Source organism: Streptomyces sp. NBC_00012 (assembly GCF_045040875.1).
Classification (GTDB): Bacteria; Actinomycetota; Actinomycetes; order Streptomycetales; family Streptomycetaceae; genus Streptomyces.
The window spans coordinates 617,367-634,643 of record NZ_CP108310.1 but is presented as its reverse complement, the minus strand read 5'-3'; the positions used below and the strand labels follow the sequence as shown (position 1 = coordinate 634,643).

19 protein-coding genes and 2 pseudogenes are annotated in these 17,277 nt (G+C 68.8%); 12 read left to right on the top strand and 9 right to left on the bottom strand.

Features of this window, described 5'->3' with window-relative positions; all coding sequences use genetic code 11:
• Positions 1 to 7 precede the first annotated feature (7 nt).
• Positions 8 to 187 carry a hypothetical protein gene (locus OHA19_RS42330; RefSeq protein WP_331754474.1) on the bottom strand — a complete coding sequence of 60 codons (180 nt, stop codon included), beginning with the start codon at positions 185 to 187 and terminating at the stop codon, positions 8 to 10.
• A 117-nt stretch (positions 188 to 304) separates the two neighbouring features.
• Between OHA19_RS42330 and OHA19_RS42325 the strand changes: the two genes are divergently transcribed.
• Both OHA19_RS42325 and OHA19_RS42320 read left to right on the top strand, forming a co-directional pair.
• A complete protein-coding gene (locus tag OHA19_RS42325) occupies positions 305 to 1,447 on the top strand; it encodes a histidine kinase (protein WP_331749643.1) in 1,143 nt (380 codons plus the stop codon).
• Positions 1,444 to 2,130: a response regulator transcription factor gene (locus OHA19_RS42320; protein WP_331749647.1), complete on the top strand. Its 687-nt coding sequence runs from the start codon at positions 1,444 to 1,446 to the stop codon at positions 2,128 to 2,130. The genes OHA19_RS42325 and OHA19_RS42320 overlap by 4 nt, the downstream gene beginning before the upstream one ends.
• 172 nt (positions 2,131 to 2,302) lie before the next feature.
• Here the strand turns inward: OHA19_RS42320 and OHA19_RS42315 are convergent, their stop codons facing one another.
• Together OHA19_RS42315 and OHA19_RS42310 are read right to left on the bottom strand one after the other, a co-directional pair.
• A complete protein-coding gene (locus tag OHA19_RS42315) occupies positions 2,303 to 2,929 on the bottom strand; it encodes a hypothetical protein (RefSeq protein ID WP_331749650.1) in 627 nt (208 codons plus the stop codon).
• A 5-nt stretch (positions 2,930 to 2,934) separates the two neighbouring features.
• A pseudogene (locus tag OHA19_RS42310) lies at positions 2,935 to 3,301 on the bottom strand (Scr1 family TA system antitoxin-like transcriptional regulator); the annotation flags it as partial.
• A 316-nt stretch (positions 3,302 to 3,617) separates the two neighbouring features.
• Here OHA19_RS42310 and OHA19_RS42305 point away from each other — a divergent pair.
• From OHA19_RS42305 to OHA19_RS42295, 3 genes are all read left to right on the top strand, one after another.
• Positions 3,618 to 4,277, top strand: coding sequence for a hypothetical protein (locus OHA19_RS42305; protein WP_331749653.1), 660 nt, complete (start codon positions 3,618 to 3,620; stop codon positions 4,275 to 4,277).
• Between the two features lie 280 nt (positions 4,278 to 4,557).
• On the top strand, positions 4,558 to 4,836 hold the full coding sequence (locus OHA19_RS42300; protein ID WP_331763061.1) for a hypothetical protein: 279 nt from the start codon (positions 4,558 to 4,560) through the stop codon (positions 4,834 to 4,836).
• A 754-nt stretch (positions 4,837 to 5,590) separates the two neighbouring features.
• On the top strand, positions 5,591 to 7,084 hold the full coding sequence (locus OHA19_RS42295) for a N,N-dimethylformamidase beta subunit family domain-containing protein (RefSeq protein ID WP_405722928.1): 1,494 nt from the start codon (positions 5,591 to 5,593) through the stop codon (positions 7,082 to 7,084).
• A gap of 82 nt (positions 7,085 to 7,166) precedes the next feature.
• On the opposite strand, the pseudogene OHA19_RS42290 reads toward OHA19_RS42295, so the two are convergent.
• A pseudogene (locus OHA19_RS42290) lies at positions 7,167 to 7,298 on the bottom strand (transcriptional regulator); the annotation flags it as partial.
• Between the two features lie 14 nt (positions 7,299 to 7,312).
• On the opposite strand from OHA19_RS42290, the gene OHA19_RS42285 reads away from it, so the two are divergent.
• Complete coding sequence (locus OHA19_RS42285; RefSeq protein ID WP_331754470.1) at positions 7,313 to 7,498, top strand: DUF6233 domain-containing protein; 186 nt, start codon at positions 7,313 to 7,315, stop codon at positions 7,496 to 7,498.
• A gap of 15 nt (positions 7,499 to 7,513) precedes the next feature.
• Here the strand turns inward: OHA19_RS42285 and OHA19_RS42280 are convergent, their stop codons facing one another.
• Both OHA19_RS42280 and OHA19_RS42275 read right to left on the bottom strand, forming a co-directional pair.
• The gene (locus OHA19_RS42280; RefSeq protein ID WP_331749659.1) at positions 7,514 to 8,467 is read right to left on the bottom strand and encodes an ATP-dependent DNA ligase; all 954 of its coding nucleotides are present in this window, start codon (positions 8,465 to 8,467) and stop codon (positions 7,514 to 7,516) included.
• A 22-nt stretch (positions 8,468 to 8,489) separates the two neighbouring features.
• A complete protein-coding gene (locus tag OHA19_RS42275; RefSeq protein ID WP_331749661.1) occupies positions 8,490 to 9,452 on the bottom strand; it encodes a Ku protein in 963 nt (320 codons plus the stop codon).
• Between the two features lie 450 nt (positions 9,453 to 9,902).
• Between OHA19_RS42275 and OHA19_RS42270 the strand changes: the two genes are divergently transcribed.
• Positions 9,903 to 10,085, top strand: a complete 183-nt coding sequence (locus OHA19_RS42270; protein WP_331749663.1) for a hypothetical protein — start codon at positions 9,903 to 9,905, stop codon at positions 10,083 to 10,085.
• Positions 10,082 to 10,306 (top strand): hypothetical protein, encoded by a 225-nt coding sequence (locus tag OHA19_RS42265; protein WP_331749665.1) that lies wholly within the window; start codon positions 10,082 to 10,084, stop codon positions 10,304 to 10,306. Before OHA19_RS42270 ends, OHA19_RS42265 begins: the two co-directional genes overlap by 4 nt.
• Positions 10,307 to 10,413: 107 nt before the next feature.
• Here OHA19_RS42265 and OHA19_RS42260 read toward each other — a convergent pair whose 3' ends face one another.
• Both OHA19_RS42260 and OHA19_RS42255 read right to left on the bottom strand, forming a co-directional pair.
• Positions 10,414 to 11,265, bottom strand: a complete 852-nt coding sequence (locus OHA19_RS42260) for an aldo/keto reductase (RefSeq protein ID WP_331749667.1) — start codon at positions 11,263 to 11,265, stop codon at positions 10,414 to 10,416.
• A gap of 39 nt (positions 11,266 to 11,304) precedes the next feature.
• A complete protein-coding gene (locus tag OHA19_RS42255; protein WP_331754468.1) occupies positions 11,305 to 11,916 on the bottom strand; it encodes an aldo/keto reductase in 612 nt (203 codons plus the stop codon).
• Positions 11,917 to 12,142: 226 nt separating this feature from the next.
• On the opposite strand from OHA19_RS42255, the gene OHA19_RS42250 reads away from it, so the two are divergent.
• On the top strand, positions 12,143 to 13,054 hold the full coding sequence (locus OHA19_RS42250; protein ID WP_331754466.1) for a helix-turn-helix transcriptional regulator: 912 nt from the start codon (positions 12,143 to 12,145) through the stop codon (positions 13,052 to 13,054).
• A 24-nt stretch (positions 13,055 to 13,078) separates the two neighbouring features.
• Here OHA19_RS42250 and OHA19_RS42245 read toward each other — a convergent pair whose 3' ends face one another.
• Entirely contained in the window at positions 13,079 to 13,972 is an 894-nt protein-coding gene (locus OHA19_RS42245) for a helix-turn-helix transcriptional regulator (protein WP_331749673.1), read from the bottom strand.
• A gap of 218 nt (positions 13,973 to 14,190) precedes the next feature.
• On the opposite strand from OHA19_RS42245, the gene OHA19_RS42240 reads away from it, so the two are divergent.
• The 3 genes from OHA19_RS42240 (at position 14,191) to OHA19_RS42230 (ending at position 16,778) form a co-directional block, all read left to right on the top strand.
• Entirely contained in the window at positions 14,191 to 15,207 is a 1,017-nt protein-coding gene (locus OHA19_RS42240; RefSeq protein WP_331749675.1) for a zinc-dependent alcohol dehydrogenase family protein, read from the top strand.
• 272 nt (positions 15,208 to 15,479) lie between these two features.
• Positions 15,480 to 16,247: a glucose 1-dehydrogenase gene (locus tag OHA19_RS42235; protein ID WP_331749677.1), complete on the top strand. Its 768-nt coding sequence runs from the start codon at positions 15,480 to 15,482 to the stop codon at positions 16,245 to 16,247.
• Positions 16,248 to 16,367: 120 nt separating this feature from the next.
• Positions 16,368 to 16,778, top strand: a complete 411-nt coding sequence (locus OHA19_RS42230) for a cupin domain-containing protein (RefSeq protein ID WP_331749678.1) — start codon at positions 16,368 to 16,370, stop codon at positions 16,776 to 16,778.
• The last annotated feature ends 499 nt before the right edge of the window (positions 16,779 to 17,277 follow it).

The following is a 17,277-nucleotide window of genomic DNA, read 5'->3' as shown; positions in this document are numbered from 1 at the left end:
CTCCAGATCAGCCGCGCGGGGCGCGCTTCGCGCGCCACGACGTGATGAACCGGAATGCGCCGTAGCCGACTGCGATCAGCACGGCGAGGTTGAGCGCCCACCAGGCGTACAGCAGTGGGCTTCTTTCGGTCTTCTCGGCGTACGCCGCCGTGGCGAGCAGGAGAGGTGCAGAGGTGAAATCAGGCATGTGGCCAGCATGTCGAACGGCCGCGGGCCGCACACCGGCCGAAGGAACGCATCGGCGTGCACGGAGTCGTACTTTCGGCCGGTTCGCAGGTCCGCCGGGCGGGCTAACGTGGGCCGGGTGAGTACAGCAGGGCGGCCGGTCCGCAGGTCGAAAACCGTGGTCAACGCGGCGCTGGGCGTAGTCTTCGCGCTCGTACTGGCTGTTGTGGCGGCGCAGTACAGCATGCAGGGCCGTGCCTGGGCCGTCGATGTGTGCGTCGGCGTCGCCGTCTGCCTGATCGCGCTGGGCAGGGAGCGCCATCGGGGCTGGGCCGCCGCAGCCGGCCTGGCCGTCGCGGGGGCGGGCGCGGTGATCGCCGGAGTTGCGGATCTGCCGGGCGAGCCCGGCGCCGGAGCCATCGTGGGGCTGCTCGTCCTCGGCGGCTCCGCTGTGAGAACGCTCCCGTGGCGCCGCGCCGTTGCCGTCGCTCTGGCCGGTCTGGCGCTGATGGCCGCAGGTCTGCTGACCGTCGAGAGTCCAGGAACGCCCTTCCGGGTCGGGATCGAGGGCTGGATCCTCGCGCTCGGGGCCGGGCTGGGGCTGCGCTTCGTGGACTTCCGTCGACGGGCCGCCGCCGAGGAGGTCCGTCAGGAGGAACGGCTCGCTCTGGCAAGGGAGTTGCATGATGTCGTGGCCCATCACATCACCGGCATCGTCGTCCAGACCCAGGCCGCGCGAATCGTGGCCGGACGGCGGCCCGAGAGTCTGGACGCCACCCTCGCCGACATCGAGGAAGCCGGTGGCGAGGCGCTGACCGCGATGCGTCGGGTGGTCGGGCTGCTGCGCGACACAGACGACGTCGCCACCACGGCTCCCACCGCACCCGGCCGACAGGAACTGGCCGAACTGATACGCCGGTTCGACGGGCACGGCCCGGAGGTGCACCTGCGGCTGCCCGTGGACCCCACGCCCTGGCCGCCGGAAGTGGCAACCACCGTCCACCGGATCGTCCAGGAGTCCCTCACCAACATCGCCCGCCACGCCGCGCATGCCCGCTCCGCCGCCGTCGACGTCACCCACGGCCCGGACGGCGTCACCGTCACGGTCACCGACGACGCCCCGCCTGGCCACACCCGGCCCAAGCACCACGGCGGTTTCGGCCTCATCGGCATGCGCGAACGCGTCGAGGCACTCGGCGGCCACCTGAGCGCCGGCCCCGGCCGGGGCACCGGCTGGTCGGTCCGCGCCACCCTGCCTGCCCTCGGCAAGGAGACCCGTTGAGCATCCGTGTCCTGCTCGCCGACGACCAGGCATTGATCCGCAGCGGCCTGCGCCTCATCCTGGAGGACCAGGACGGGATCACCGTGGTCGGCGAAGCCGCCGACGGTGCCGAGGCGGTCGAACTCGCCCGCCGACTGCGCCCGGACGTCTGCCTGGTCGACATCCGCATGCCGGGACTGGACGGCATCGACGTCACCCGCGCCCTGGCCGGTCCCGGAATCACCGACCCGCTCCGGGTGGTCATCGTCACCACCTTCGACCTGGACGAGTACGTCCACGGCGCACTGCGCGCGGGGGCGGTCGGCTTCGTCCTCAAAGGCGCCGCTCCCGCCCTGCTCACCGAGGCCGTCCGGGCCGCACATGCCGGGGACGCCCTGATCTCCCCATCCGTCACCCTGCGCCTGCTCCGCGGCCTCGCCCCGGCGCGGACGCCGTCCGCGGCCTGGCCCGCACGGCCGCTCTCAGCACGGGAGATGGAAGTGATCCGGGCCATTGCCCGGGGCCGTACCAACCAGGAGATCGCCACCGCCCTGTTCATCACCCTCAGCACCGTCAAGAGTCATCTGGCTACCATTCAGGACAAACTCGGCGTCCGTAATCGCGTCGAGGTCGCCGCCTGGGCCTGGGAGAGCGGCCGCATGGACTCCTGCGACCCACACGCGCCCACGCACCCGAGGACGTGAAGCGGGCTCGGCGGCGGTGCTGTCGGATCCGACCTCGCTCGCCCCGGAACAAAGGGTCCAGAGGTCGTCGTCGTTGCCGAGCCTCCTCCGCCCGGCTCAGATACGGCGGACGGCGGGAAACGGACACGGAAGTGAAATGAGCCGGTGAGGGCATCGCCTGAGACAAGCCCCATCAGCGCTGGTCCCCGGCCTGTAGCGTGACTGGCACCGCATGGTCCAGGACTCCGCAGTGGGTACTGGGCAAGGCCCGTTCCGTCCTGGCCGGGCAGGTGGAAGTTCGGCCCAGCCGGGGCGACGGCCTGCCACCGCACCTCCCGGAACCGCACGCGGGCACCGACTGCCACGACCAGCCGCCCACCAGGCCGCACCCGATGAGTTCTTCGAGCCGACTGCTGGTTCCCTGGCCCGGAGGCTGTGGTGTGGGAGCTGATGCGGGGGCGGTGCGTTCGGCGGCGGCCTGCTTCCAGAGGGGCTCGAAGTACGTGTACTCACCGTCAAGTGCCTGTACCAGTACCTGGACCTCTTCCCGGGTGCCGATCGTGGCTGCGCTGAGGAGGCTGGTGACGTGGCTGGGGGCCTGCTTCGGCCAGCCGGCCTTGTCGAGGAGAGAGGACAGGTCCTTGAGGTCGGTGGGCGTGAGTTTGATGCAGCCCTTGGACTTGTAGTCGAAGTCGGCGTCCCGGCGCCAGAAGTCGTCGTCCTTGAGGGGAACGCCGCCGGCCTGCGTGCTGTCGGCGAGCATCTCGCTGTGGATGAGGATGTCGGTCCGCTTGACGGGCTTCTGGCCGGGCGCGGGCACGCGGTACGGGCTGTGTCGCCGTACGCCGCCATCTCCGCGATCCCGGCGAACGCCTTCGCGTAATCGGCGACCTCGCGCGGCTGCTTGACCTTGATCTCCGCCGACGTCTCCTCCACGGCCACGTCGTCGTGGAGGTAGAACGCCCCCAGCGGCCACACGGTGCGCTGCACGGTGAACGGGATGATCCCCAGAGAGAGACGCGAGCGGCATCACGGCCAGGAAGTGGCGCAGCTGCCCTTTCATGGCGTCGGGGTCGGCCGTGCGGTAGCGCAGGACGGATCCCTCCATGAGGACCACGCAGCGGTGACCGCCCTCGGAGAGGAACCGGGAGCGGGCGACCCGGGCGGCGACCGCTTCGGCGACGCCGTTCGGCCTCCTTGGAACCTAGGCAGGCCACATGTCAAGCAGCGACTTGCCGGCACTTCCCACTGCCAACGGGTGACTAGGCGTCAGAAGATCACCTGCAAGGGCTAATTGTCTTTCAATCACCCATGCTCAAGGCAATTTTGACGGTCAATCAGCTCTTCATCGGAGCGTCGCAAGGAGGCTCTGCAGACCCGATCGGCCCACCAGAACAGCGATTCCGATTTGCTCGATATGACAGCACCAGGGGGTGTTAGTACGTTCGATCACGCACCGGCTGTCACAGCGAGCACTGTCTCTGAGTCCGAGAAGGAGAACAAGCGACATGATCATGACCCGTTCCCACGCGATCGCCACGGCCGTCGCGGCCGCCGCGGCACTGACCGCGACCGGTATCACCTACGCCTCCGCGGTCCCCGCCCCCCAGGCCCAGGTGGCCCCGGTCGTCCTCCCCGCCCAGGCCCCCATGGGTGGCGAGGGTGGCAACACGGGCAAGGGCAATGAAGGCAAGGGCAATGAAGGAAACGAGCGCGGCGGCAACGAGCGCGGCGGCAACGAGCGCGGGGGCGAGCGCCATCACGAGGAGGGCCGGATCCACATCAACGAGCGCGAATACTCCGGCCGCCCCGACGGCTGCATCACCGTCGTCAGCGGCCTGGGCGCCAAGAGCATCAACATCCGCAACGACAGCCGCAACGAAGTCGAGGTCTTCCGCGGAGCCGTGTGCGACAACGGTGCCCCCATCGCCACCGTCGGCCGCTACAGCTCCGCCAACAACATCCTCCCCAGCAGGGACGAGGACGAGGACGAGGACTGCGAGAAGGGCGAGAAGGGCGAGCACCACGAGAAGAAGCACCACGAGAAGAAGCACCACGAGAAGATGGATGACGGAGTGAAGGTCAAGCACGGAGTCGTCGCCAGCTTCCGCGTCATCAAGCGCCACCACGACGAGAAGGGCGAGGGCGGCGGATTCGGCGACTACTAAAACCAGCAACCGCCTGATCCACATGCCAGAGAATCCCGGCCCGCCGTAATCGGGCCGGGATTCTCGTCCGGCCCCCGGCCCAAGAATATCCCTTCTCTGAACGTCCAGCTCAAGACCGCGGAAGCGCGCGGAGGCGCCGAAGAGGGCGGTATACAGCCGTACCGACATGGAACGGATCCACGCGCAGCGCGCGCGACCGCCGCCCCATAGTGGTGAATCGGCCGGAGTGGTCCGCGACGTACCCTCAAATCCGCTGGAAGAGTGGGCATGGAGGCAGCAGGTGATCCGTGGCTGGTCGATGCAATGTGGCGGGCAGTCCGATCTGACTCGGGCCCACCTCGCCGGGAACCGGGACCGAGTTGCTGCCTGCATCGCAGGTCTGGGTACTGACCGGTTGGAGCGTGTCCTGGCCTGGATCATCCTCGATCACGATGCGCTTTTCGACGAGCTGGGGGAGCCATCCATGGGGATGTCGGAGGTCGACGCGCTGGCGGCCTCGGCCCCGGAAGAGGTCGAGTTCGCGACGACTACGGCCCTTCGTCGCGTTGCCCAGGAATGAGATGGGACTTACCAGCGCGGTCGAAGGTCTTGCCCCACTGGACCAGATCCACGCTCTTGCAATCTGCACAGCGGTCATGCTCTTGCGCCTTGGAGCATCTCGACGCAAAGACGGCGGGGCACGACCGGAGCGGCTATATCAGGCCCTGCACGATCACCTGAAGTACGGCAGTCAGGCCCGTCATGGAAGCGGCCGCGTCGCGTCCCAAGGTGAGGGGCATCTGGTCGGCAGGCGGTGGCTCGGGTTCCAGCTACCACCAGACCGGAACCCACACCGCGTGCGACGGCAGTCAGCGGGGCATCGGCACCATGCTGGAACAGTCCGAGGTGAGCTTCCCGGGGTTCAAACTGCCCTGGTTCGTGCACCCCGACCAAACATCTATTGCGACGGCACCTCCTCCCGCAGGCGTGTGCCGGGACCGGCCCGGGATGTCAGTGGCGCGTGGGTGGGACAGTGCACGTCGTGAAGCCACGACGGGACACACCGGACAGCGCACAAGGGTGGTCAGGTCGCATCCGGGTCATCCGGTCAGCGTTCCAGCCCCCACGCCCGTGACACGACGCGGCCCGTCCTGGTTCGGTGCTGCCTCGTCGTCCCCGGGCACGTGGCGGGGGATTATGGCCGGTGACAGCATTGCGGAACGGGTTCGGCGGGCGAAATGAAGCATGGTGAGGGACAGTACGCTGGGATCTCCGGCTGGCTGGACCGCAGGCTCCTCCTTGCTGCGGCAGTGGGTGGGGCGATGGCCGGTGGTATGTCGGTGACCGGTTGTCACTCCTCCGAGGCAGGGGGAATCAGGACCGCCGGGTCCGCCCCGCCCGGCGCCAGCCACGGCGCAGAGAGAGGGGAGAACGCCCGGGCCGGGGACTCCGACTGGCGTGTCCGTTCGCTGGGACCGCCCGGGGCCATCGAGGGCTATGCCGACAAGGTGAGTGTGTTGCCGGGCGAGGAACTCGGCCTTTGTGTTTCCACCACCGCCCCGGCGTTCCGGGTCTCGGCCTACCGCGTCGGCTGGTACGGCGGGGCGCAGGCGCGACTGGTGTGGCGTTCCCACCGTATTGCCGGTTCGGTTCAGGGGCGTCCCCGGCTGGTCCGGGCCACCCGTACCGTACGGGCGGACTGGCAGCGCACACTCCCTGTCAGCACCAGCGGCTGGCCGGCGGGGGCGTATCTGCTCCGGCTGGACTCGGAAGACGCGCACCAGCACTTTGTGCCACTGATCGTCCGCTCGGCGAGTGCCGCGGGCAGAGTCGTGCTGATGCACGCCCCGGCAACATGGCAGGCGTACAACCTGTGGGGCGGCTACAGCCTTTACCAGGGCGAGAACGGCGCGTACGGCACGCGGTCGCTCGCCGTAAGTTTCGACCGGCCCTATGACGGCAACGGCGCCGAGAAGTTCATGGTTTACGAACGGGCGGTGGTGGTCCTGGCGGAGAGGCTGGGTATCCCGCTCGCCCACACCACGGGCCTGGACATCCATCGCGACCCCGGGATTCTCCACAACGCGTCCGGAGCTGTCTCGCTGGGACACGACGAATACTGGACGCCGCAGCAACGGGCACACGTCACCCAGGCGCGCGACTCAGGTATGAACGTGGCCTTCCTCGGGGCCAACGCCTGCTTCCGCAGGGTCAGGCTGGAGCCGGACGCCACCGGCGCCGACCGCACTGTCGTCTGCTACAAGACCGACTACCGCAACGACCCCTACCTCGCCGACCACCCGGACATGCCGACCAACGACTTCCGCCGGCCGCCCGGCGCCTCCCCCGAGTCCTCTCTGACAGGTGTCCTCTACGAGGGCTATCCCGTGGACGCCCCGTATGTCGTTCGCCGGAGCGACCACTGGCTCTTCGAGGGGACAGGCGTGAAGCGAGGAGCCTCCTTCGATCATCTGGTCGGAGTGGAGTACGACCGGCTCACTCCTGGCATGCCCACCCCGGCACCGCTTGAGATCATCGCCCATTCCCCCGTCGTTTGTAAGGGCAGGTCCAGCTATGCCGACTCCGCCTACTACACCGCGCCGAGCGGGGCGGGCGTCTTCGCCTCCGGGACGATGCGGTGGGTCGAGGCGCTGATGGCGGGGACCCGAGAGAACGGACGCAACCACGGCATGGATGCCCGCACGGGAGCTTTCGTCACCCGCACCACGGAGAACCTGCTCCACGCGTTCGCGGCGGGCCCGTGCGGCCGAACCAGGCCCAAGCCCAAAAACGACGTGAGAGACGTGTACGCGTCCGCATCACGCTGACACCATCGGTACCGCCCGTCGGAGAACACCGTTCGCACCGACGAGGTCGCATGGCCACAGGCCGACCACCTGCGGGATCCACTCAGCCGAGCGCGTCGATCGCCTTCACAACCAGCGCCCGTGCCTCGGGCCCGTAAACGGCACTGCGGCGCATCTGCTCAAACGCCTTCGTGTGCAGGGCGATCTCCCTGGGCTGGGTGATCCGTACCTGCGCGCCTCCCTGATCAGGTGGACCATCCAGGCGGGGACACGGATCACGGCCTCGTCGTCCGGGATTCCCACGGCGTGGGAAGCCTGTACAACTCGCAGTTCGGGTTCCTCGATCGGGAGGACGCGTTGATCGCGCTGGGCGAGCCGGACACCGAGCCGTGCCAGATCTGCAATCCGCAAACGGGACTGCAGCCGCATCAGTAGGAAGTGGCGCCCGAGTCAGGTGATGTCGTCCGGTGCGAGGTCGGGGCGCAGCCGGTGCCATGAAGGGTGTCGCAGGAGTCCCGCTCTCGTTCTGGTCGCGTAGCGGACCTCGCCGACCAGCCGCGGCAGCACCCACTGTGCACCGGGCACGCGCGGCACCTCGTCGAAGGGGCAGCGGTCGATCGCGGCGACCTGGAGCAGGGCGGCGAGGGTGGTTCGTTCGGTGTCGCTCCACCCGGTTCCGACGCTGCCTACATACCGAAGTCGGCCTGCGTGTGCCTCTCCTACCAGGAGGGCACCGGGAAGGCCGGTGAGCCGGCCGCGGCCGGGTACCCACCCGCCCACGATCACATCGATGGTCCGGACGTGACGGATCTTGATCCAGGCGCGGGAGCGGGCGCCGGGTTCGTACACGGACGCGAGCCGCTTCGCGAGCACCCCCTCCAGCCCCGCGGTCCGGGTCATCTCCAGCGCCTGCTCGCCGTGCCCGACGATCGCCGCGGGCGTCGACCACCGTTCCCCGTCCAGTCCCAGGCCTTCCAGGAGGGCGCGGCGCCCGGTGTACGGCAGCCCGGTCAGGCCGCGGCCGTCCAGGTACACGACATCGAACAGAACCAGACGCACCGGCACCAGTCGCGCCATCCGGGCCGCCTTCGCCGTGGAGGCCAGTCCCATGCGGGACTGCAGCCGCTCGAAGTCGCTTCGCCCTTCGTCGTCGAGCGCGACGATCTCGCCGTCCAGGACCGCGGGCCGGCCGAGCACGGACCCGAGCCCTACGAGCTCCGGGTAGACGGCGCTGATGTCCGCCCCGGACCGGGACCGCAGGACCGTGGTCCCGTCGCCCGGCAGGTAGACCATCGCCCGCTGCCCGTCCTGTTTCACCTCGAACGCCCAGCGGTCCTCCACGGCCGCGGGCGGCAGGCAGCCCGGGGTGGCGAGCATCGGAGCGATCCGCGGCAGACTCACCATGACCATCCCGCTACGCGCCCGTTCAGGACGCGCTGCGCTTCTTCGCGGCCGCGGTCTTCTTGGTGGTGGACTTCTTCGCCGCGCGCTTCTTCCCGGCCGTGGTCCTCTTCTCGGTGGTCTTCCTGGCCGGGGCGGCCCTCTTGGCCGCGGTCTTCTTGCGCGGCTGCATGGTGTGCACAGTGGCGTCCTGGTCGCCGTGCTCGCCGCGGCTCTCCCTGGCCGCCTTGACGGAGGCGTTCAGGGCCGCCATCAGGTCGACGACCTTCCCGGCCTCCCGCTCCTCGCCCTCGGCCGGCTCCGGGATCTCGGTGCCCTCCGACTTCGCCTCGATCAGCTCCTCCAAGGCGTCGCGGTACTCGTCCCGGAAGCCGGAGATGTCGTCGAGGGCCATGGTCTCGGTGAGCTGGACGGCCCGTTCGACCTCCTCTTCGTCCAGGCCGACTTCCCTCGGTTTGAGGGACTCGGGACTGCGGATCTCATCGGGCCACCGCATCGCGTGCAGCACGATCGCATCCTCCCGCACGCGGAGCAGCCCCAGCCGCTCGCGGTTGTGCCATGCGAACTTTGCGACCGCGACCTTGTCGGACCGTTCCAACGCCTTGCGGAGCAGGGTGTACGGCTTGGCTGCGACCTGTCCGTCGATCGCGAGGAAGTACGAGTCGCTGATCCGGATCGGGTCGATGCTGTCGGCATCGACGAACGCCACGATCTCGATGGCCTTCGCGGTGGGCAGCGGCATTTCGTCGAGCTCCTCATCGGTGACCGCGACGAGCTCGTCCTTCGTGAGTTCGTAGCCCTTGCCGATCTCCTCCTGCGGCACGACCTCGTCCTCGATCGAGCAGACCTTGCGGGTGCGGACCCGGCCCATGTCCTCCAGATGGACCTGGCGGAAGCGGATCGCATGGTCCTCGGTCGCGCTGACAACCTTGATCGGGATGCTGACCAGGCCAAATGAAATGGCTCCGGTCCACAAAGGCCGCGGCATACGTACCTCCAGGCCCCCCTGACGGGCACGGGTGTAGGGTCCAGGATTTCGCGGCACAGTCTCAGCTGCAATGGCACCAGGTCGGCACTTGTGCCATCTATCGGAGATCCGCAGGTCGAGCGCGTCATCTGTTCGGGTGACTCCGCACCAGGCTGGCACCCGACGCGGTTACCACGCTGGCACCTTGGTCATCAGGGTGGCTGCTGGGGGGCGTGACGCAGGGGCTTTGGTGAGTTTCCGATGTCGGGACGGTGAATGCGTCGAGGGCCAGGCGTGGAGATCGGTCCCGCTGGACCGGCTGGCCAGGGCAGCTCCGTGGCATACGTTCCGGTGGTACCGAGGGCAGAGGTACTTCTCCGGTGTCCACTGGTCGGCCACAATGCGTGATCACGTGCTCCACGAGAGTCGCCTGGAGCTGGCGAGGCTTCTTCGCCGATTTCGACCGTCGAAGTGGTCGAGCTGGTTGCCACCGCGGCCGGTAACGAGGTCGTCCTGAGGGACGGTCAGGCGCGGGTGCGTCGCGTCTCGCTGAAGGAGCTGCTGTTCTCCGGTCGCGCCGCCGTTGAGGCCGATCACCCTGGTCCTGCGGGGAGTGATCCTGAGGAGATCGCCACTGTGGTGCTCGGGCAGTGAGCGAGCCGGAGAGGGAGAGGATCCGGGACCGGGCCGGACATATCCGTGAGGTGCTGACCGGCTACCGTTCCGGCACTTCTCGCCTCGCACTCCCCGGCGAACCGCGACCGGAGTACATGCCGGGGTTGCCGGCGGAGACCCGCTACGCGGCGAAGATCGCCGAGCTCAGCATCGGGCTGCGCACGCTGAAGCGGTGGGTCGCCGACGCGACGCCGGGCTGAAGTGCGGTCCTGCTGGTTCACAGATAGCCCCTTCGCGAGGGATCTGGAAGCGGGAGGGGCGAACGGCCGACCATGCGGCCGTTCGCCCCTGGGGTGGCGGGTTCGGGTCAGGTGTTTAGGCGGCGCTTGGCGAGCCAGGTGACCATCTCGGGGTCGTGGTGGTCGAAGAACAGGGAGCTGCCGGTGTCGAGGGTGGCGATCTCGGCCATCTGCTCAGCGGTGAGCTGGAAGTCGAAGACATCGATGTTCTCGGCCATGCGCTCGGCGCGCACCGACTTGGGGATGGCGACGACGCCGCGCTGGGTCAGCCAGCGCAGCACGACCTGGGCGACCGACTTGCCGTACTCCTTGCCGATCTCGGCGAGCAGCGGGTTGGTGAACAGGTCGTTCTTGCCCTCGGCGAAGCCGCCCCAGGATTGGATCTGCACCCCGTGCTCGTGCATGAGGTCCTGGTAGTCGGCGCGCTGGAAGAAGGGGTGGGTCTCGATCTGGTTGACCTGCGGGGTGATCTCGTTGTTGAGGATCAGGTCGATCAGCCGGTCGGGGTAGAAGTTGGCAACCCCGATCGCCTTGGCCACGCCCTCGCGGTTGAGCGCCTCCATGGCGCGCCACTGACCGTAGACGTCGCCGAAGGGCTGGTGCATCAGGTACAGGTCGAGGTGGTCCAGGCCCAGCTTGTTCAGGGACGTCTCGAACGTGCGGCGGGTGTTGTCCTCGGCGGGGGCGTCCTGCACCCACAGCTTGGTGGTGACGAACAGGTCCTCACGGGCGATGCCGCTGGACTTGATGGCGCGGCCGACGGCTTCTTCGTTGCCGTAGGCGGCGGCGGTGTCCAGCAGGCGGTAGCCGGCGGCCAGCGCCTCGGAAACGGCGCGCTCGGTGTCCTCGGCGGGGATCTGGTAGACGCCGAAGCCGAGGAGGGGCATCTTGATGCCGTTGTTGAGGGTGACGGTCTGCATGAGCGGAGTGTCCTTCGCTGTGCGGGTGGGGCCGGGGGGTCAGGGGCGGATGAGGGCCTCGAGGACCTGGCGGTCGGCCATGGCCTGGTAAGCGTCCGGCGTCTGGTCGAGGGTGAAGGTGCGGTCGAAGACGCGGCCGGGGGTGATGGTGCCGTCCAGGACGTCGGGCAGCAGTTCCGGGATGTAGGCGCGGGCGGGGCTGGCGCCGCCGGTCAGGGTGATGTTGTGCATGAACTCGGCCGGGCCGATCGGGCCCTGCTCGTACTGGGGGACGCCCAGGCGGCTGATGGTGCCGCCGTCCAGGACCGCGCCGAGCGCGGTGTCGAGGGCCTGGCGGGTGCCGACGGCCTCGATGACCTTGTCCACGCCGCCGGTCAGCTCGCGGATGCGGGCGATGCCTTCCTCGCCGCGCTCGGCCAGCACCACCTTCTCGCGGTGGCCCTTCAGGGCCCGCCCGAGGAGTTCCTCGTTGGTGTAGGGCCCGTAGATTTCGGCGGTGTCGATGAGGGTGACGCCCAGCTCCAGTGCCCGGTGCACGGTCCTGATCGACTCCGGGTCGTCGGTGCCTGAGCCGATGTAGCCGTGGGACATGCCCATCGCACCCAGTCCGATCCGGGAAACCTCCAGGTCACGCAGCTTGATGTACCGCATTTCGCCCTCTCCGGTTCGTGGTGCTGCCGGGCCTCTTCGTCACTCTCGCCCAGCCCGTCAGGCGGTGCCTCTCGTGGAGGACTGGGCGGCAGGAGGAGGGTGCCGGCGTCTTGCTCATTCACCTTCGCCCGGATTCCTCCGGTGTGGCAGGGCGGGCTCTTCAGGGGTAATGACAGGGCCCCCCTCCCGTCTACGGAGCGGGTGCCCGTCGGGTGAGACTGGAGTCATGGCATCCGAGAGCGCGCACAGCGAGGGCGCCGAGCTGGGCCGCTACCTGCGCGCCCGCCGCACCCAGACCAGCCCCGAGCGCGTCGGCCTCACCGTCGGCGCCGGCATCCGACGCACCCCGGGCCTGCGCCGCGAGGAGCTGGCCACTCTCGCCGGCATCAGCATCGACTACTACGTGCGCCTTGAACGTGGCAAGGAGACCCGCCCCAGCCCCGCCGTCCTCGACTCCCTCGCCCGCGCCCTACACATGGACGACCAGGAACACCAGCACCTACGCGAGCTCGCCGCCAGAGCCGCCCGCTACGCCCCGGAGCCGCCGCCCGCGCCCAGCCGGACCGTGCGCCCCCACCTCAAACTGCTCCTGGAGTCACTGCGCCCGAACCCGGCCTACGTCATCAGTCGCAGTATGGACATGCTCGCCTGGAACCCTGGTGGCCTCGCCCTGTACGCGGGCCTGGACGACTGGCCGGCAAAGCACCGCAACCTCGCCCGCTACCTGTTCCTGCACCCCGCGGCCCGTGATCTGTTCGCCGACTGGGATCGGCAGATCACCGCCTGCGTCGCCCGCCTGCGCGCGACCGCCGGCACCGCATCCGACGCCCCAGACCTCACCAACCTCGTCGGCGAGCTGCTTCTCAAGAGCCCCGACTTCGCAGGCCTGTGGGAACGCTACGAAGTCACCGGTCGCAAGCCCGCCCACAAGACGTTCCACCACCCCCAGGTCGGCACGATCACCCTCACCTCGCAGTCACTGCACATCGAAGGCACCCCCGGCCAGCGCATCGGCGTCTATACCGCCGAACCGGGCAGCCCCGACCACGATGCGCTGCTCCTGCTCGACATGACTGCGCCGCGACCGGCGGACACTCGCACGCCGACCGCCTCGGGAGATGCCAGGCAGCAGCCTTGAGCAGCGGGTCACCCGAGTCGTGGGTCAGCTGGTGGTGGACGGTTCCATGGGCAGGTCGGCGTCTTGTGCGGCGGCCCAGGAGGCGAGGAGACGCAGGCCCTCTTCGGACGTGGAACCGGGTTCGGCGGTGTAGATGGTGAGGGTGAGGCCGGGTTCGGCAGCCATTTCCAGGCCCTCGTAGGCGAGGGTGAGGTCGCCGACGGCCGGGTGGTGAAAGCGTTTGGTGCCGGTGCCGTGATGGCGGACGTTGTGGGCGCCCCAACGGGTGCGGAAGTCGTCGCTGCGTGTGGACAGCTCACCGACCAGGTCGTGCAGGTCCTTGTCGTGCGGGTTACGGCCGGCTTCGGTGCGCAGGATGGCGACGGCGACGTCGGCGGCCAGGTCCCAGTTGGGGTAGAAGCGGCGGGAAACGGGGTCGAGGAAGTTGAAGCGGGCCAGATTCGCCTGGTTGCCCGGCGTGGCGTAGACGTCGGCGTAGAAGGCGCGTGCGAGCTGGTTGGCGGCGAGAAGGTCCATGCGGCCGTTGCGTACGAATGCCGGGCCTGCCGTGATCGCGTCCAAGGTCCACTGCAGGCTGCGGTGCGGCTTCCACTGCTCCTTGGTACGTCGGCGACGGGGGCGGGTGAGCGCGTGGGAGCCATCGGCGGCATGGGCCAAGTTCAACAGGTGGGCGCGTTCGGCATCGTCGAGCTGGAGGGCACGGGCGACGGCTTCGAGGACAGCCGGGGAGACGCCGACAAGGTTGCCGCGTTCGAGCTTGGCGTAGTACTCGACGCTCATGTCGGCCAGAGCAGCGACCTCGCTGCGGCGTAGCCCCGGCACGCGGCGCCGGGGACCGGCAGGCAGTCCGGCCTTCTCGGGAGTGATCTTTGCGCGCCGCGAGGTGAGGAACTCGCGGACCTCTTCTCGGTTGCCCACACCTCGACGGTACGGCCTGGCCGGAGACGGAGGGATGTACTGCCAGTACACCCCTTGTCAGTGACTCGCTGCGCGCGCGAAGCGAGGGTTACCTGGATGACGTGGCGCTTTTCCTGCTGCTCCTTCGGTAGAGCAGGAACGCCGGCACGCGGGCCGCCCCGGGCGGTCCGGCCCCCTCGTACTTAAGGAAGACCCCACATGCTTAAGGAAGACCCCACATGCGCGGCGCAGTGATCCATGCCCCCGGCGACGTCCGCTTCGAGACCCTGGACGACCTGAAGATCCTCCACCCCACCGACGCGATCATCCGTACGGCCGTCACCTGCGTCTGCGGCTCGGACCTGTGGTCCTACCGGGGCGCGGAGCCGATCGGCGACCCGCACCCTATGGGTCACGAGTACGTCGGCTTCGTGGAGGAGGTCGGCAGTGAGGTCACTTCGGTCCGGCCCGGGCAGTTCGTCGTCGGCTCGTTCGCGACCTCGGACAACACCTGCGCGAACTGCCGTAACGGATTCCCGTCGAACTGCCTGAACCGCGAGTTCATGTCCACATGCCAGGCCGAGTACGTACGCATCCCCAACGCGCAGGGCACCTTGGTCGCTACCAATGAGGTGCCGGACGAGAACTTCTGGCCGGGCCTGCTGGCGGTCTCGGACGTGCTGGGCACCGGCTGGTGGGCCGCGGACGCCGCCGAGGTCAGGCCCGGCTCGACCGCCGTGGTCGTCGGCGACGGCGCGGTCGGCCTGTGCGGGGTGATCGCGGCGAAGGAGATGGGCGCGGAGCGGATCATTGCCATGTCCCGCCACGAGTCCCGGCAGAAGCTCGCCCTGGCCTTCGGCGCCACCGACATCGTCACCGAGCGCGGTGAGGAGGGCGTGGCCCGGATCAAGGAGATGACCGGCGGGATCGGCGCCGACAGCGTCCTGGAGTGCGTCGGTACCGCCCAGGCCATGAGCCAGGCCCTGCACTCCACCCGCCCCGGCGGCACCGTCGGATTCGTCGGGGTGCCGCACGAGGTCGCGGTCGACGGGCAGGAGCTGTTCTTCTCCCACGTCGGCCTGCGTGGCGGCCCCGCCCCCGTACGCCGCTACCTGCCCGACCTGATCGACCGCGTCCTGACCGGCGCCATCGACCCCGGCAAGGTCTTCGACCTCACCCTCCCCCTCGACCAGGTCGCCGAGGGCTACAAGGCCATGGACGAACGCCGCGCCATCAAGACCCTCCTCACCCCCTGAGCCATCCCCTCCTCCACCACCAGGGGCCGGGGAGCATCCCCCGGCCGCCCGGCTCCCACCTGTTTCGTGAAGGTTCACCATGACCACGCCGCCCTTACCCTCCTGCCGCTCATCGCCCTCGCCCTCAGCGGCACCCGACAGCAAGCTCGGATCGTGGCCCAGCGCACCGTCCCGGCCCATGCACGGGACCACGGGACAGCACCTGTGCCATCCGGGCACTGACACACCTCCATGCCACAGCCCACCTCACCTTTCGACGGGAGAAGAACGACATGAACCCCACCTACGACTTCACCGGCCAAGTCGCCTTCGTCACCGGCGCCTCCTCCGGCATGGGCCTGGCTGCCGCCCGCGCCTTCGCCGAATCTGGAGCAGCCGTCGCCCTCGCCGACATCAACGAGACGGCCGTGAACCAGACGGTGAAGGAACTCACCGACGCCGGCCACCGGGCCCTCGACCTGGTCTGCGATGTCACCGACGAGGATCAGGTAGCCGCCGCCGTCGACCGCACGGTGGAGGCCTTCGGCCGCCTCGACATGGCCTACAACAACGCCGGCATCATGCCCCCGCCCACCGACGCCGCCGACGAGAGCGCCGACCAGTTCGACCGCGTCCAGGCCATCAACCTGCGCGGCATCTGGGCGAGCATGAAGCACGAACTGCGCCACATGCGCGCCCAGGGCAGCGGCACCATTGTCAACTGCTCCTCCCTCGGCGGCCTCGTCGGCAACCCAGGCCGCGCCGCCTACCACGCCACCAAGCACGGCGTGATCGGCCTGACCAAGAGCGCCGCCCTCGAATACGGCTCCCGCGGCGTCCGCATCAATGCCGTCTGTCCCGGCACCATCAACACCCCCATGGTCGACGCCATGGTCGAAGGCGGCGAACTCGACCGCGACCAGGCCAAAGCGGGCCAGGCCATCGACCGGCTCGGCACCGCCGAGGAGATCGCCCAGGCCGTCCTGTGGCTGTGCAGCCCCGGCTCCAGTTACGTCACCGGAGTCGCCCTGCCCGTCGACGGCGGCTACACCGCCCAGTAACCGTCCCACCCGAGGTCCGGCACCACGAGTACAGGTGCTTCGCACGCCCCGCCCACCCGCCCGGGACGAACAGCCCACCAACCAGCGACAGTCGATCCTGAATCGCCCAGAAAGGCAGTCATGGAACACGTCACCCAGACCCCCACCGTCAAAGCACCCGCTGAACGCTTCACCGGCGACGTCTACCTCAACATGATCGAGAGTCCAGCCGAACCCGCCCGGCTCGCCACCGCACTCGTCCGCTTCACCCCTGGCGCCCGGACCAACTGGCACTCCCATGCCAACGGCCAGACCCTCTACATCACCGACGGCATCGGCCTCGTCGGCACCCGAGACGGCAACGTCGTACGCGCCTCCGCCGGGCAGACCGTCAAGTGCGCGCCCGGAGAGGAGCACTGGCACGGAGCCACTGACACCACGCTCATGGCGCACATCGCCATGGTCGTCGGCGACAGCGAGGGTGACGGAACCACCTGGCTCGAACCCGTCACCGACGAGCAGTACGCCCACGCCCTCAACAACAAGAACTGAGACTGACCCGCCCCGCCGGTCGCACCCGTAGCAGGAAAGGCCACATCCCTGAGACAACGCCACTAAGCCGCTACGTGAGACAACCGAAAGTGCGCTGGTCAGCAAGCTGGACCGTGCCACGAATCGCGAGACTCTACAGTGGTCCAGGGTCCAGGATTTCGCGGCACAGTCTCAGCCGCAATGGCATCAGGTTGGCACTTGTGCCATCTACCTGAGATCGGCAGGTGTCCTGTCGCGCTGAAGCTGTCGGATTCGAGTGGGCTGACGGTGAGGGCGCTGGGCTGCGGGAGTCTGCCTCTCCGAATTCGCCCGCCACCACGGCGTCCGCTTCGGGCCGTCCGCCAGTCCCCACAAACCCTCGGCTTCACGGGCGGCCACGACGGAGTCGCTGGTGGAGTTCGAGTCGTGGCTGGAGTGGCGCGACCGAGATCGGCCCGGACACTCGCCCTCCCCGACGCCGGGGGCGTGGACGCGCTGACCGCCGTACTGACCCCGGCGG

Bases quoted from the DNA above. Each gene is read 5' to 3' on its own strand.
- OHA19_RS42330 (WP_331754474.1), bottom strand. From the start codon at position 187: ATGCCTGATTTCACCTCTGCACCTCTCCTGCTCGCCACGGCGGCGTAC.
- OHA19_RS42305 (WP_331749653.1), top strand. From the start codon at position 3,618: ATGATCATGACCCGTTCCCACGCGATCGCCACGGCCGTCGCGGCCGCC.
- OHA19_RS42295 (WP_405722928.1), top strand. From the start codon at position 5,591: ATGTCGGTGACCGGTTGTCACTCCTCCGAGGCAGGGGGAATCAGGACC.
- OHA19_RS42280 (WP_331749659.1), bottom strand. From the start codon at position 8,467: ATGGTGAGTCTGCCGCGGATCGCTCCGATGCTCGCCACCCCGGGCTGC.
- OHA19_RS42275 (WP_331749661.1), bottom strand. From the start codon at position 9,452: ATGCCGCGGCCTTTGTGGACCGGAGCCATTTCATTTGGCCTGGTCAGC.
- OHA19_RS42260 (WP_331749667.1), bottom strand. From the start codon at position 11,265: ATGCAGACCGTCACCCTCAACAACGGCATCAAGATGCCCCTCCTCGGC.
- OHA19_RS42255 (WP_331754468.1), bottom strand. From the start codon at position 11,916: ATGCGGTACATCAAGCTGCGTGACCTGGAGGTTTCCCGGATCGGACTG.
- OHA19_RS42250 (WP_331754466.1), top strand. From the start codon at position 12,143: ATGGCATCCGAGAGCGCGCACAGCGAGGGCGCCGAGCTGGGCCGCTAC.
- OHA19_RS42240 (WP_331749675.1), top strand. From the start codon at position 14,191: ATGCGCGGCGCAGTGATCCATGCCCCCGGCGACGTCCGCTTCGAGACC.
- OHA19_RS42235 (WP_331749677.1), top strand. From the start codon at position 15,480: ATGAACCCCACCTACGACTTCACCGGCCAAGTCGCCTTCGTCACCGGC.
- OHA19_RS42230 (WP_331749678.1), top strand. From the start codon at position 16,368: ATGGAACACGTCACCCAGACCCCCACCGTCAAAGCACCCGCTGAACGC.